Annotated in this window: 12 protein-coding genes and 1 tRNA gene; 5 read left to right on the top strand and 8 right to left on the bottom strand. The window is 71.4% G+C overall.

Annotated elements, in window-relative coordinates:
* Positions 1-71: 71 nt before the first annotated feature.
* Together RNL97_RS12705 and RNL97_RS12700 are read right to left on the bottom strand one after the other, a co-directional pair.
* A complete protein-coding gene (locus RNL97_RS12705; protein WP_030589184.1) occupies positions 72-2,603 on the bottom strand; it encodes an ABC transporter permease in 2,532 nt (843 codons plus the stop codon).
* Positions 2,604-2,723: 120 nt separating this feature from the next.
* A complete protein-coding gene (locus tag RNL97_RS12700) occupies positions 2,724-3,494 on the bottom strand; it encodes an ABC transporter ATP-binding protein (RefSeq protein ID WP_243314180.1) in 771 nt (256 codons plus the stop codon).
* 580 nt (positions 3,495-4,074) lie between these two features.
* On the opposite strand from RNL97_RS12700, the gene RNL97_RS12695 reads away from it, so the two are divergent.
* From RNL97_RS12695 to RNL97_RS12685, 3 genes are all read left to right on the top strand, one after another.
* A tRNA-Leu gene (locus tag RNL97_RS12695) sits at positions 4,075-4,160 on the top strand.
* A 188-nt stretch (positions 4,161-4,348) separates the two neighbouring features.
* The gene (locus tag RNL97_RS12690; RefSeq protein WP_030589189.1) at positions 4,349-5,230 is read left to right on the top strand and encodes a Bax inhibitor-1/YccA family protein; all 882 of its coding nucleotides are present in this window, start codon (positions 4,349-4,351) and stop codon (positions 5,228-5,230) included.
* Positions 5,231-5,382: 152 nt separating this feature from the next.
* Positions 5,383-5,700, top strand: coding sequence for a hypothetical protein (locus tag RNL97_RS12685; RefSeq protein WP_030589192.1), 318 nt, complete (start codon positions 5,383-5,385; stop codon positions 5,698-5,700).
* 39 nt (positions 5,701-5,739) lie between these two features.
* On the opposite strand, the gene RNL97_RS12680 is transcribed toward RNL97_RS12685, so the two are convergent.
* The 3 genes from RNL97_RS12680 to RNL97_RS12670 form a co-directional block, all read right to left on the bottom strand.
* Positions 5,740-6,627: a hypothetical protein gene (locus tag RNL97_RS12680; protein ID WP_030589195.1), complete on the bottom strand. Its 888-nt coding sequence runs from the start codon at positions 6,625-6,627 to the stop codon at positions 5,740-5,742.
* A 288-nt stretch (positions 6,628-6,915) separates the two neighbouring features.
* Positions 6,916-8,136, bottom strand: a complete 1,221-nt coding sequence (locus RNL97_RS12675) for an acetyl-CoA C-acetyltransferase (protein WP_010059854.1) — start codon at positions 8,134-8,136, stop codon at positions 6,916-6,918.
* A 186-nt stretch (positions 8,137-8,322) separates the two neighbouring features.
* Complete coding sequence (locus RNL97_RS12670) at positions 8,323-9,324, bottom strand: SGNH/GDSL hydrolase family protein (RefSeq protein WP_243316307.1); 1,002 nt, start codon at positions 9,322-9,324, stop codon at positions 8,323-8,325.
* Between the two features lie 159 nt (positions 9,325-9,483).
* On the opposite strand from RNL97_RS12670, the gene RNL97_RS12665 reads away from it, so the two are divergent.
* On the top strand, positions 9,484-10,890 hold the full coding sequence (locus tag RNL97_RS12665) for a cystathionine beta-synthase (RefSeq protein WP_243314179.1): 1,407 nt from the start codon (positions 9,484-9,486) through the stop codon (positions 10,888-10,890).
* Positions 10,891-11,252: 362 nt separating this feature from the next.
* On the opposite strand, the gene RNL97_RS12660 is transcribed toward RNL97_RS12665, so the two are convergent.
* On the bottom strand, positions 11,253-11,669 hold the full coding sequence (locus RNL97_RS12660; RefSeq protein WP_030589203.1) for a hypothetical protein: 417 nt from the start codon (positions 11,667-11,669) through the stop codon (positions 11,253-11,255).
* 192 nt (positions 11,670-11,861) lie between these two features.
* On the opposite strand from RNL97_RS12660, the gene RNL97_RS12655 reads away from it, so the two are divergent.
* Positions 11,862-12,707, top strand: a complete 846-nt coding sequence (locus tag RNL97_RS12655; protein WP_313750705.1) for a MurR/RpiR family transcriptional regulator — start codon at positions 11,862-11,864, stop codon at positions 12,705-12,707.
* Between the two features lie 26 nt (positions 12,708-12,733).
* Here RNL97_RS12655 and RNL97_RS12650 read toward each other — a convergent pair whose 3' ends face one another.
* Together RNL97_RS12650 and RNL97_RS12645 are read right to left on the bottom strand one after the other, a co-directional pair.
* Positions 12,734-13,108 carry a roadblock/LC7 domain-containing protein gene (locus RNL97_RS12650; protein ID WP_030589220.1) on the bottom strand — a complete coding sequence of 125 codons (375 nt, stop codon included), beginning with the start codon at positions 13,106-13,108 and terminating at the stop codon, positions 12,734-12,736.
* Between the two features lie 171 nt (positions 13,109-13,279).
* The gene (locus RNL97_RS12645; protein WP_030589222.1) at positions 13,280-13,756 is read right to left on the bottom strand and encodes a roadblock/LC7 domain-containing protein; all 477 of its coding nucleotides are present in this window, start codon (positions 13,754-13,756) and stop codon (positions 13,280-13,282) included.
* Positions 13,757-13,779 lie beyond the last annotated feature (23 nt).

Below are 13,779 nucleotides of genomic sequence, written 5' to 3'. Positions count from 1 at the left end.
GCCGGTGCCCCGCTCCCCAGCGGTGCACCGGCCCCTCGTCGTCCCCTGTGTCCCGGCCCCGGGACCCGTGGCTACTCCGTCTTGATCGCCGTCAGCATGTTGAGCTTCGCGGCGCTGCGGGCGGGCCACAGCGAGGCGAGGACGCCCACCAGGCCGGCCAGGAGCAGGAAGATGCCGAGCCGGCCCCACGGGATGACCAGGGCGTAGCCGGGGATGTCGGCGGACAGGGTCCGGCCGATCGCCCAGCCGAGGAAGACACCGAGGCCGACCCCGATCACCGCGCCGAAGACCGAGATGACGACGGCCTCCAGACGGATCATCCGCTTGACGCGACCCCGGTCGAGACCGATCGCGCGGAGCATGCCGATCTCCTGCTGCCGCTCGAACACCGACATCGCGAGGGTGTTGACGACGCCGAGGACCGCGATCAGCAGGGCCATGGCGAGCAGCCCGTACATGATGTTCAGTGCGGTGTTGATGAAGCCGCCGAACATGTCACGGATGTCCTGACGGTCCATGACGCTCATCGCCGGGTTGTCACCGAGCGCGTCCACGATGGACTGCTCGTTGGCCTTGCTCGCGCCGCCGTCCGCCTTGATCCAGATCTCGCGGATCTCCGGACGCGTGGAGGCGCTGTGCTGGTCGGCCAGCTCCTTCGGGATCACGAAGGGGGAGAGGAACTCGTTCTCCTTGTAGGTCGCGCCGACCTTCAGCTCGCCCTTCTTCTCGTCGTCGAACTTCACGGGAAGGGTGTCGCCGGTCTTCCAGCCGTGCTTCTTCGCGGTCTTGGAGCCGACCGCGACCTGGCCGTCCTTGAGCGAGGCCAGCGAACCGGACTCGGTCGTCAGGGAGAAGACCTTCTCCACATCGCCCGGGGTGACGCCGGATGCCGAGAAGTAGTCGCCGTCGACCTCGAACCACGCCGCCTGCTGCGGGGAGAGCGCGGAGACGCCGTCGGCCTTGGACAGGGCCGTGAGCGCGGACTCGTCGAGCGAGTCGCCGCTCGCCATCGAGACCAGGTAGTCGGCCTTGATGTTGTCCGTGGTCATCTTGTCGATGGCCTGGCCGAGCGTGACGCCGAGCACCGAGATGCCGGTGACCAGAGTCAGCCCGATGGCCAGCGCGGAGGCGGTGGCTCCGGTGCGCCGCGGGTTGCGGACCGCGTTCTGCGAGGCCAGCTTCCCGGAGACGCCGAACACCTTCTTCAGCAGCGGCCGGACCAGCGCGATCACCGGGCGGGAGAGCAGCGGGATGAGGATGATGACGCCGATCAGGGAGAAGAACGCGCCCGCGGCGACCAGCTGCCGGCCGGAGGTGCCGCCGGTCGCGGCTCCGCCGACGATGGCGGCGGAGCCGAGCAGGGTGATCACGCCGCCGATCGAGTTCCGTACGACGAGGGACTTGACGGAGGCGGTGGCGTGGACGCTGCTCATCGCGGCGACGGGGGCGATCTTCGCGGCCCGGCGGGCGGGCAGCCAGGCGGCCAGCACGGTGATCAGGATGCCGACCGCGAAGGCGGAGGCGACGGCGGTGGGCGAGACGATCAGCGGACCGGCCGGGATCTTGCCGCCCAGCAGGCCCATCGCGGAGCGCAGACCCGTGGCGAGGCCGAGGCCGAGGAGGAAGCCGATGACGGAGGCGAGGGTGCCGACGACGCCTGCCTCCAGCAGCACCGAGCGCTTCACCTGGCGGCGGGTGGCGCCGATGGCGCGCATCAGGGCCAGCTCGCGGGTCCGTTGCGCGATCAGCATCGTGAAGGTGTTGGCGATGAGGAAGACACCGACGAACAGCGCGATGCCCGCGAAGGCCAGCAGCATGCCGTTGAGGCCGGCCATCCCGCTCTCGATGTCCTTGGCCTGCTGGTCGGCCAGCGCCTTGCCGGTCTGCGCGGTGGCGTCCTTCGGCAGCAGCGGCTCGATCGCGTCCAGCAGCTTCTGGTCGGAGACACCGCCCGCCGCGCTGACCGTGGCGTTCTGGTAGACACCGGGCTTCAGGTAGAGCTTCTGGGCGGTCGGGGTGTCGAACAGCACGAGGCTGCCACCCGCGTTGACCGCGCCGTCCTCGGTGGTGAAGATCCCCGAGAGGGTGTACTCCTTCACCGGTCCGTTGGTCGCGACCCGCACCGGGTCGCCGACCTTGTACTTGCCCTTGCTCGCGGTGTCCTTGTCGAGCGCGACCGAGCCGTTCTTCGCCGGGCCCGAGCCCTCGACGAAGGTGTACTGGGTGTCCTTGCCGTCCTTGCCGGGCGCGAAGTTCGCACCGGTGTTGGACCAGCCGTTGCCGATCAGCTTGCCGTCCGGGTCGGCGACCCCGGCGAAGCCGTTGACGCGCCCGGTGGCGGAGGCCACGCCGTCCACGCTCCGGATCTTCTCCAGGGTGGCGTCGTCGATGCCGGGGTTCTTCTCGTCGTCGCCGGTGTACGTCTCGATGGAGACGGCGACGTTGTCGTAGCTCTTGGCGGACTGGTTGCGGAAGGCGTTGCCGAGGGTGTCGGTGAAGACCAGCGTGCCGGAGACGAACGCTACGCCGAGCATGACGGCGAGCACGGTCATCAGCAGCCTGGCCTTGTGCGCGAGCACATTGCGCAGGGCGGTACGGAACATGTCTGTGTCCTGGGATGGGTTCCGGAAGGGGAGGGCGGGGGTGCGCGGGTACGGGGGCCGGGTACGGCGGCCGTACGCGTCAGCCGTGCGGCGGCCGGTCGCGGTGACCGGCCGCGGGCGTCAGCTGGTGCGGCCCTTCGCGTCGAACGCCTTCATCCGGTCGAGGACGCCGTCGGCGGTCGGGTGCATCATCTGGTCGACGACCGCGCCGTCCGCGAGGAAGATGACCCGGTCCGCGTAGGAGGCGGCCACCGGGTCGTGCGTCACCATCACCACGGTCTGACCCAGCTCGCGCACCGAGTTGCGCAGGAAGCCCAGCACCTCGGCGCCGGAGCGGGAGTCCAGGTTTCCGGTCGGCTCGTCACCGAAGATGATCTCGGGCTTGGCGGCCAGGGCGCGGGCCACGGCGACGCGCTGCTGCTGACCGCCGGAGAGCTCGGTCGGGCGGTGCTTCAGCCGCTCCGAGAGACCGACCATGTCGATCACCTTCTGGAGCCACGCGGCGTCCGGCTTACGGCCGGCGATGTCCATCGGCAGGGTGATGTTCTCCAGCGCGGTCAGCGTCGGAAGCAGGTTGAACGCCTGGAAGATGAAGCCGATCTTGTCCCGGCGCAACTGGGTGAGCTGCTTGTCCTTGAGCGTGGACAGCTCGGTCTCACCGATCCGCACCGAGCCGCTGCTGAAGCTGTCGAGCCCGGCGACGCAGTGCATCAGCGTCGACTTGCCGGAGCCCGACGGGCCCATGATCGCGGTGAACTCGCCCTGCGGAAAGTCCACGGTCACCCGGTCCAGGGCGACGACCTGTGTCTCGCCCTCGCCGTAGACCTTCGACAGCTCCGTGGCGCGGGCAGCCACCGCGGTGGCGCGGTGGACGGTGGGGGTGGTGGTCACTGGGACGCTCCTGGTTCGGTTCTGCGGATGGGCCTGGGCCGTGGTGAGACGGGGCCCTGACGCCATGCCTCGGGGACTTACTCCATCCTTACGGCCCGATCGCGTCCGGTCGTCACCCCCGATGCCCGTTCCCGTGGCCCCCTTGAGTCGCATCACGGGCGTGGATCCGTCCTCCTCGGGTATGACGTCGACCCTGAGCGGAGTAGTGCCCCCGCCTCACGGTCACCCAGCGTGAGCGGAGCCGGGTGCGGGCGGAGGGCGGCCGCGGCGGCGGGCGGGGCCGGCCCGGAGCGGCGCCGGCCGCGGGTCCTGAGCGAGACGGCGGGCGAGGGTGGCGGACGCCCTGGCGGGGCATGGCGCGGACCTGGCGCGTTGGGCCGTACGAGTGCGGCGACTTTCCGTCATTCCGAGGCGGCGCGCACACCGCCCGGGATCGGCCGCGGGCGTGTGGTCAGCCCGGCCCGATATGCTGACGGACCCTCAAGCGGTCAATAAAATAAGACAACATCGCGCCACTGTTCCGCTGATCGAGGGACGGTCCCGGATAGGGTCGGTAGCCAGACGCGGAGCCGCGCGGCACGCCCGGATGGTGGAACGTAGACACGGCGAGCTTAAACCTCGCTGCCCCTCGGGGGCGTGCCGGTTCGAGTCCGGCTCCGGGCACCACGCGCCGCACGCTGCGTGACCGGCACGGGCCGTACCGTGACCGCCTGTCGGCCCCGGAACCCGGCCCGGCCCCCGGCGGGCGCTCCGTCACGGATGCCGGAAAGATCCTCCCCGGGCACTAGGGTGATTCCTTTGCCTACCCATTACTCTTGTGGCAAGGCCACGCAGTGTGGCCATGGAGGAGTGAGATGAGGAGCAGCAACCCGGTCTTCTCGCGACGGGGGTTCAGCCGCGACAACGGCCACGCGGGCTTCAACGCGGCGCCGCAGGCCGGGGCCCCCGCGACGGGCAACCCGTACGCACAGGGCACCGCCGCCAACCCGTACGCCACCAACCCCTACGCGCAGACGGACATGCACGGCGCCCCGCAGGCGCCCGCCCGCACCGACGCGATGACCATCGACGGCGTGGTGACGCGCACGGCGATGACGCTCGGCACCGTGATCGTGGCCGCGGCGGCCGCGTGGTGGATCATGCCGGTCGACCAGGCGAACCTGGGCAGCGCCTACGGCGTGGCCATCGGCGCCGCGCTCATCGGCTTCGTGCTGTCGCTGGTCAACTCGTTCAAGCGCCGGCCCTCGCCCGCGCTGATCCTGACCTACGCGGCGTTCGAGGGTGTCTTCCTCGGCATCGTCAGCAACATCGTCAGCATGTACGTGGCCCCCGGCGCCGCGATGCAGGCGGTGCTCGGCACCATGGCGGTCTTCGCCGGTGTGCTGATCGCCTACCGCACCGGCCTGATCCGGGTCACGCGCCGCTTCTACGGCTTCGTGATGGCGGCCGCCATCGGCTTCATGCTGCTGATGATGGTCAACCTTCTGTTCGCCGTCTTCGGCGGCGGTGACGGCCTCGGCTTCCGCAGCGGCGCCCTCGGTGTCGTCTTCGGCATCGTGGCCATCGTCATCGGCGCGGCCATCCTCGCCCTGAACTTCAAGCAGGTCGAGGACGGCATCGCGTACGGCGCTCCCCGCGAGGAGGAGTGGCTGGCCGCCTTCGGCCTCACCGTGACCCTGGTGTGGATCTACATCGAGATGCTGCGCCTGGTCGCGATCCTCAGTGGCGACGACTGAGCGGACTCGTGGGACCCGCAGTACCCCGTAGCACCGGAACGGCCCGCAGGCACCGCGCCTGCGGGCCGTTCCGCGTGTGCGGGACGCCGCGTGGCGGGTGCGCGGATCGGGCCGTTGGCGGGGGCGGGGGAGGGGCGCGTAGGGTCGGCCGGGTGCTTGATACGACGCCCCTGATCCTGGCCGTGGACCGTTTCGCCGACCGGCTGCGTTCGGCCCCGCAGAGCCGCCTCCAGCGCGGTGCGGCGGCCGAGGCGCTGGCCGCCGCCCGGGAGCTCGCCGTACGCGCCCAGCGGCTGGAGAACCCGGACGCCGAGCCGCGGGAGCTGCCGGACGCCGGGATGTTCGCCGTGGGCGACCAGGTCGCGGTCGCCGGGCGGGATCTGGCCGTGGCACTGGAAACGGCCCCGCCCCAGGAGCTGGACGAGGCCGTGCGGTATGTGGGGGAAGCGGCGGCGCGGGCCTTCGCGTGAGCGGCGCGGGTGCGCGTACGAGCGGCCCGCGCCCGGCGGTCAGAACGAGGCGATGACGCGGTCGGCGAGGATGTACACGTTGTCCTCGCCGCAGGAGAAGGTCAGCGCATAGGCGCCCGAGACGCCCGAGCCGCCCAGCAGCACCGGCTGCCGGCCCGCCCGCAGCGCGTCCGCGAGCCGCTCGGCGGTCTCGCGGTGGCCCGGCGTCATGCAGAGCGTGGTGCCGTCGGCGAAGACGTACACATCGAGCGTGCCCAGCGGACCGGGCCGCACATCGGTCAGCTCGGTGGCGGTGTCGGCCAGCTCCTCCAGTCGGTTCACGGTGCGCTCGTGGTCGGTGACCACCGGCGTCTGTACGGGGACGAAGTCCGGGTGCGAGGGGTGGCGGCGGCGGGCGGCGGCCAGCTCGGGGGAGTCCTCGGGGAACTCGGAGGTCTCCGGAAGTCCGGTCGCCAGGTCCGTCGACAGCTCCGCCGGCAGATCGGTCAGCTCACCGACCTCGTGCTCCGCGAGGGTCCGCTCGCTCAGCTCGACGAGCTCCTCCATCGCCTCGGCCGCCTCCAGGTCCATCGACTCCAGGCCGGCGAAGTCGGCCTGCCGGGGCAGGTAGTACGGGGCGTCGTCGCCCAGGCCGGGCAGGCCGCCCAGCAGGGACGGGGCGTCGGCGGCGTCACGGGCCTCCTGGGCCGCCCAGAAGGCGCGCGCCTCTGCCAGCTCGCGCTCCCGCTCCTCGGCGAGCGCGTCGGCGACGGCCGCGCGTATCTCCTCGGCGGGCGTGGCCGTACTGCGGCTCTGCGGTGGCACCGAGGCGCCGGGAACGTGGCTCGCGGCCAGCTCCGTACGCAGCGCCACGACCTGCTTGCGCAGCCCGTGAGCGGCGTGCAGTGCGGCGGCGCCGACGGCCGTGGCAGCGGCGGTGGTCAGCAACAGGGCAAATGACATGGCGCTCACTGACATACTCCCGGTCTCAATCGATACCCCCGACTTCCTACATCAGCTTGGCCTGTACCGGTACGTGCTGTCAGTGCATTACGTCACGAAATGGACAGGTCTTTCGGTCCGATGTTCAGCCTCAAACCGGCTTGACCTGCGGAAACGACTCTCCCCCGGGACGCAGATCACATCCTGGGGGAGATTCGGTCACGGTCGGGGCTCGGTGGGGTCGGCCCAGCCGCTCGTGCTGGTGGCCGCGCTGGGCTTCGCCTCCGCTGCGGCTCAGCTCAGCCGCTCGATCACCATCGCCATGCCCTGGCCGCCGCCCACGCACATGGTCTCCAGGCCGAACTGCTTGTCGTGGAACTGGAGGCTGTTGATCAGCGTGCCGGTGATGCGGGCGCCCGTCATGCCGAAGGGGTGGCCGACCGCGATCGCGCCGCCGTTGACGTTGACCTTGTCCAGCGGCAGACCGAGGTCCCGGTAGGAGGGGATGACCTGGGCGGCGAACGCCTCGTTGATCTCGGCGAGGTCGATGTCGTCGATGGTCAGGCCGGCCCGCTTCAGCGCCTGCTTGCTGGCCTCGACCGGGCCGTAGCCCATGATCTCGGGGGAGAGGCCGGAGACGCCGGTGGAGACGATCCGGGCCAGCGGGGTCAGGCCCAGCTCGCGCGCCTTGGTGTCGGACATGATCACCAGGGCGGCCGCGCCGTCGTTGAGCGGGCAGCAGTTGCCCGCGGTGACGAGGCCGTCGGGGCGGAAGACCGGCTTCAGGCCCTGCACGCCCTCCAGCGTGACGCCCGCGCGCGGGCCGTCGTCCTTGGAGACGACCGTGCCGTCGGGGGTGGTGACCGGGGTGATCTCCCGCTCCCAGAAGCCGTTCTTCAGGGCTTCCTCGGCGAGGTTCTGCGACCGTACGCCGAACTCGTCCATGTCCTGACGGGTGACGCCCTTGGCCCGGGCCAGGTTCTCCGCCGTCTGCCCCATCGAGATGTACGCGTCCGGGACGAGGCCGTCCTCGCGCGGGTCGTGCCAGCTCGCGCCGGACTCCTCGGCGCGGGCGGCGGTGCGGGCCTCGGCCTCGGCGAACAGCGGATTGTGCGTGTCCGGCAGGCTGTCGGAGTTGCCCTTGGTGAAGCGGGACACCATCTCGACACCGGCCGAGATGAAGACGTCGCCCTCGCCCGCCTTGATCGCGTGCAGCGCCATCCGGCTGGTCTGCAGCGAGGAGGAGCAGTAGCGGGTGACCGTACAGCCGGGGAGATGGTCCATCCCCATCTGTACGGCGATGATGCGGCCCAGGTTGTTGCCCTGCTCGCCGCCGGGCAGACCGCAGCCCAGCATCAGGTCGTCGATGTCCTTCGGGTCCAGCTCGGGAACCTTGGCCAGCGCGGTCTGGATGATCGTGGCGGTCAGGTCGTCCGCGCGCAGGTCCTTCAGGGACCCCTTGAAGGCGCGGCCGATCGGCGAACGGGCGGCAGAGACGATCACGGCTTCGGGCATCACGCGGCTCCAAGGGGCTGGAAGGCTGTACGGGCTGGGAGGCTGTACGGCTGCACGTCGGGGTGGAAAGGCGGAACTCCTCTGGAAGTTACCCGGACGTATCGCCGGGGTCACCCGGCAGGCCGTGTGATGCGGGACTCTTTTCTAAGCGCTTGCTCAGCACGGCCTGCCGTCGGGCGCCACCCGCTACGCGTGCCTGTGGGCGGCGTCCGGGTGGGCCTGCGGGGTGGGTTCCGTGGAGGCGGGCAGACGCCGCCGCCTGCGGTGCTTGAGGAGGGCCCAGGGCGCGCGCGCCCCCGTGACCTCCGTACCGGCCTCGCGGGCGGCCTTGGAGGCGGCCTTCGCCACCGGGAGGATGTCCTCGCGCCGTGCGCCGTCCAGCCGGTCGGTCTCCGGCCACAGGCCCAGCACCGCGCAGAGCGTGGGCAGCACCGCCATGGCCGCCGTGGCGTACCCCTCGGCGGAGGGGTGGTAGTTGTCCGGGCCGAACAGCTCACGCGGGTTCGCCGCGAACTCGGGGCCCAGCAGGTCGCCCAGCGACACCGTGCGCCCGCCCTGCTCGACCACACCGATCGTCTGCGCCGCCGCCAGCTGCCGGCTCACCCGCCGGGCCAGCCAGCGCAGCGGCTGGTAGACCGGCTCGATCGTCCCCAGGTCCGGGCAGGTCCCGACGACCACCTCCGCCCCCGCCGTCCGCAGCCTGCGCACCGCCGTCGTCAGACAGCGCACCGACTGGGTCGCGGGCATCCGGTGGGTGACGTCGTTCGCCCCGATCATGATCACGCAGACGTCCGGGACCCGCGCCGGATCCGTGAGCAGCAGCGACACCTGCCGATCCAGGTCGTCCGACCGGGCCCCGGGCAGGGCCACGTTCCGCAGGTCCACCGGCCGCTCGGCCACCGCCGCGAGACCCGAGGCCAGCAGGGCGCCCGGGGTCTGCCCGGCCCGCCGCACCCCCTGGCCCGCGGCCGTCGAATCCCCGAGCATCCCGAGCCGCATCGCGTCGTTCGGCCCGGCGAACGCCACTCCGTACCGCCCGTCCGCGCTCGGCGGAACCGGCGCCGTCCCGCTGCCGACCTGCCTCTTCGCGAGCTGGACCTCCGCCAGGAACACGCCCACGGCGGCCGCACCGATCAACCCGATGCTGCCACCGCCGTAAGCCGCGCCCGCCGCGATCCGCCGTGCCACCCTTGCTCTCGACACAGTCCGGTCCACCTCCTTCTCGCCGTACAGCCGTACACGTACCTACTTGCCCCGCTCGGGGCTCCGTGTACTCCTTCCCGTACGCACAGTGCGTCCCGTACGCATACTCTGGGCCGGACCATCTCGGAGATCCCGGAGTACACGGTGCAATTCCACGATTCGATGATCAGTCTTGTCGGCAACACCCCGCTGGTGAGGCTGCGCAACGTCACGGCAGGTATCCAGGCGACCGTCCTGGCCAAGGTCGAGTACTTCAACCCCGGCGGGTCCGTGAAGGACCGCATCGCGCTGCGCATGATCGAGGCGGCCGAGCAGAGCGGGGAGCTGAAGCCCGGCGGCACGATCGTCGAGCCGACCAGCGGCAACACCGGCGTCGGCCTCGCCATCGTCGCGCAGCAGAAGGGCTACAAGTGCATCTTCGTCTGCCCGGACAAGGTGTCCACGGACAAGATCAACGTGCTGCGGGCGTACGGCGCCGAGGTCGTCGTCTGCCCCACCGCCGTTGACCCCGAGCACCCGGACTCGTACTACAACGTCTCCGACCGGCTGGTCACCGAGACGCCGGGCGCCTGGAAGCCCGACCAGTACTCCAACCCGAACAACCCGCGCTCGCACTACGAGACCACCGGTCCCGAGCTGTGGGAGCAGACGGAGGGGAAGATCACCCACTTCGTCGCGGGCGTGGGCACCGGCGGCACCATCAGCGGTACCGGCCGCTACCTCAAGGAGATCAGCGACGGCGCGGTCCAGGTCGTCGGCGCCGACCCGGAGGGCTCGGTGTACTCCGGCGGCTCCGGGCGGCCGTATCTGGTCGAGGGTGTCGGCGAGGACTTCTGGCCGAGCGCCTACGACCGCGACGTGACGGACGAGATCGTCGCGGTGTCCGACAAGGACTCCTTCCAGATGACCCGCCGCCTCGCCAAGGAGGAGGGGCTGCTCGTCGGCGGCTCCTGCGGTATGGCGGTCGTCGGCGCTCTGGAGGTCGCCAAGCGGCTCGGCCCCGACGATGTCGTCGTGGTGCTGCTCCCCGACAGCGGGCGCGGCTACCTGAGCAAGATCTTCAACGACGAGTGGATGGCCGACTACGGCTTCCTGGAGGACACCGGCACCTCCGCCAACGTCGGCGCGGTCCTGGACTTCAAGGAGGGCCCGATGCCCTCCCTCGTCCACATGCACCCGGAGGAGACGGTCGGCGAGGCCATCGAGGTGCTGCGCGAGTACGGCGTCTCCCAGATGCCGATCGTGAAGCCGGGCGCCGGCCATCCGGACGTGATGGCCGCCGAGGTCATCGGCTCCGTCGTGGAACGGCAGCTGCTGGACGCGCTGTTCACCCAGCGTGCCTCGCTGGCCGACCCGCTGGAGAAGCACATGTCGGCCCCGCTTCCGCAGGTCGGCTCCGGCGAACCGGTCGAGGACCTGATGGCCGTGCTCAGCGGCGCGGAGGGGGCCGACGCAGCGATCGTGCTCGTCGAGGGCAAGCCCAAGGGCGTCGTGAGCCGGCAGGACCTGCTGGCGTTCCTCGCCAAGGACGCGGGGACGGCGAAGGCCTGACGGAGCGGGGCCACGGGAAGCCGGGCGCGGGCCTTGCGGGGGTCCGGCGCGGGGTCCTCGCGCAGGGCGCGGGTCTTCGCGAAAACGGTACGAGCGCGTCACGTCCGCGCAGCACCCGCTTAACACGGCTCCGGCACATTGGTGGGTGTCGGCAGGGAAACCCGCCGGCACCCAGAACGGCGACACCGGACTACGGAGCGGCTCCCGGACCTCCACCGTCGCCCGGACGCGGGCTACCGGCCCTGACCCGGACCGCGTCCCTCGCGGGGGCCGCCGTCGTCCCGCCCCCCGGGCAACCGGGGGTGCGGCGGTCCCCGCGACATGACCTTCGGGCTCGGCCCCTCTCAGCCTCTCCGTCAGGCTCAGTCCCTCCAGTCGGACGACGTCCGTTCGTCCCGGCGGCGGAACAGCCCCCCGCCCCGCGCCGCCTGGAACGCGTTGACGCCGACGATGCCGAGCCAGGCCACCACCAGCCCCTCGATCCCGGCGTTCACGACGCCGATCGCGGACAGCGGGACGGCGAGGATCAGCGAGACGATCCCCAGGGCGTGCCGCTCCCCGAAGGTCTCCGGCTGTGCCGGACGCGCGCCCCGGGCGCTGGTCATCTGCTGCTCGGCGAGCTGGCGGCGGACCCGGCGGTCGAGCGTGGTGTCGAGGCGCTGCTCGACCTTCTCCAGGAACGATTCGATGAGCACGGACTCGTACTCCGCACCCAGCTCGCCGCGGGCCTGGAGGGTGGCGGCGAGCTCCTTCTTGAGCTCGTGGTCACGGGCTTCCATGCGGATGACGGTACGGAGTCCAGGTCCCCGTGACAGTAGGGCTAGCCCCCGAATTCCGTGGGGCTACCCCCCCACCAGGGTCTCCCGCGGTCTCCTCCCGACCAGCTCCTGCATATGGACATACAGCAACCTTCCTGGCTGAATAGAATGATCGGCGCCGGTCGGGCGCGACGGATCCAACAAGGGGACACCATGAGCGGGAGCAGCCCCGCCGCGCGGTTGCAGCGGCTTTTCGAGGGCCAACGGCTCACGCCCACCCAGCGGCGCATCGCGCACTGCATGGTCCGCCGGGCCGCCGACGCGCCGTTCCTCTCCAGCGTCGAGCTGGCCGAGCTGGCCGGGGTCAGCCAGCCCTCCGTCACCCGCTTCGCCGTCGCCCTCGGCTTCGACGGCTATCCGGCGCTGCGCAGGCATCTGCGCGAGGTCGCGCCCGCCGACCTGGAGCGGGAGGAGACCGGGGAGCGGTACAACGAGTACCAGCAGGCCGTCCGCGCCGAGATCGAGAACCTCCAGCACCTCTCCGACGTGCTCGCCGATCCCGCGCCCGTCGAGCGGGCCGGGCTGCTGCTCGCCGGCTCCCGGCCGCTGCCGGTGCTCGGGCTGCGCGCCGCCTCCTCGCAGGCGCGCGGCTTCGGCTACTTCGCCGCCAAGGTGCACCCCGACGTCCGGGTGCTCGACGAGGGCGGCAGCATGCTGGCCGACCGGATCGACTCCGCCCGCCGGGCCGGGGCCACCGCCCTGATGTGCTTCGCGCTGCCGCGCCACCCCAAGGAGAGCGTGGACGCGCTCGCGTACGCCCGGGACCAGGGGCTGACCGTCGTGACGGTCGCCGACTCCGCGTTCGCGCCCGTCGCCAAGCACAGCGATCTGCTGCTCCCGGCGGCGATCGGCTCCGGGCTCTCCTTCGACACCGTCTGTGCGCCGATGCTGCTCGGCCGGGTGCTGCTGGAGGCGATGTGCGACGGACTCCCCGACGCCCAGGCGCGGTTGGAGGAGTTCGACGTACGGGCGGCGGCGCGCGGCCTGTTCGTGGAGTGAGGCCGGCCCCGCGCCGCCCCAACGCGTCAGACCTCCAGCTCCGCCTCGATCCGCTTCAGCTGGTGGCGGGCCATGGCCAGGTTCGCCCGGCTCGAGTCCAGCACCAGGTAGAGGAACAGGCCGTTGCCGCCACGGGTCTTGAGCAGCCGGATCAGGTGGTACTGGGTGCCCAGGGTGATGAGGATGTCCTCGATCTCCTCCTTGATCCCCAGGTGCTCCATGGTGCGGAGCTTGGCGCGGATGACGTCGGTGTTGCCCGCGGCGGCGACCTCCAGGTTGAAGTCCTTCCCGCCGCCGAGCGTGCCCAGGGCCATGCCGCTCGTGTAGTCGACGAGGGCGACACCGGTGGTGCCCTCGATCGAGCTCATCGCTTCCTTCAGTGACGCTTCGGTGTTCGCCATGGAGGCTCGTTTCCTTTCCCTGGCCGGTCGCGGTGACCGGGTCCGTTTCTGTGCCGGCCGCTGGGCCGGTTTCCGTGCGGGCTGGTGCGCGGGCTTCTGCGTGATGGCCGAGTCCCGGTGGGTGTGGCGGTACGGGTGGGGGGATGTGAGCGACCGCTGCGCGAGGGCGCGTTACGTGGGGCGTTGCGGCAGGGCGCGGTTGGGTGCGGTGGCGGGGCGTGGCGGGGCGGCACGGGTGGCCGCGGCGGCGGGGCGCTCGACGCGCTCCAGCGCGGTGTCGACGAGTTCGCCGATCCGGGCACCCGCGCGGCGGCCCTCCAGATGGAGCCGGCCGACGTTGATGCGGTCCTCGGCCAGCAGGGTCAGGACGGCGGAGGAGCCCGCGGCGTAGGTGGCGATGTAGCCGTTGCCGCCGCGGACCAGCAGTTCCCGGAAGGCGCCCCGGCCGGTGGCGTCGGTCATCCGGATGGAGACGCCGAGGGCGGCGGCGGTGAGGGCGGCGACGCCCTCCGCCTCGACGCCCGGGGTGTCGTGGGCCAGGACGAGCCCGTCGGTGGAGGCGGCCAGCGCTCCGGAGAGCAGCGGGACCCGGGCGCGTAACCGCTGGAGCTCGTCGAGGACATCTCGCACTTCGGCCTCGGGCACCATCAGCTGTCTCCTCCCGGCACGCT

This window comes from Streptomyces parvus (assembly GCF_032121415.1).
Lineage (GTDB): Bacteria > Actinomycetota > Actinomycetes > Streptomycetales > Streptomycetaceae > Streptomyces > Streptomyces globisporus_A.
Note: the sequence above shows the minus strand (reverse complement) of the source record. Positions and strands in the feature narration are given on the sequence as shown.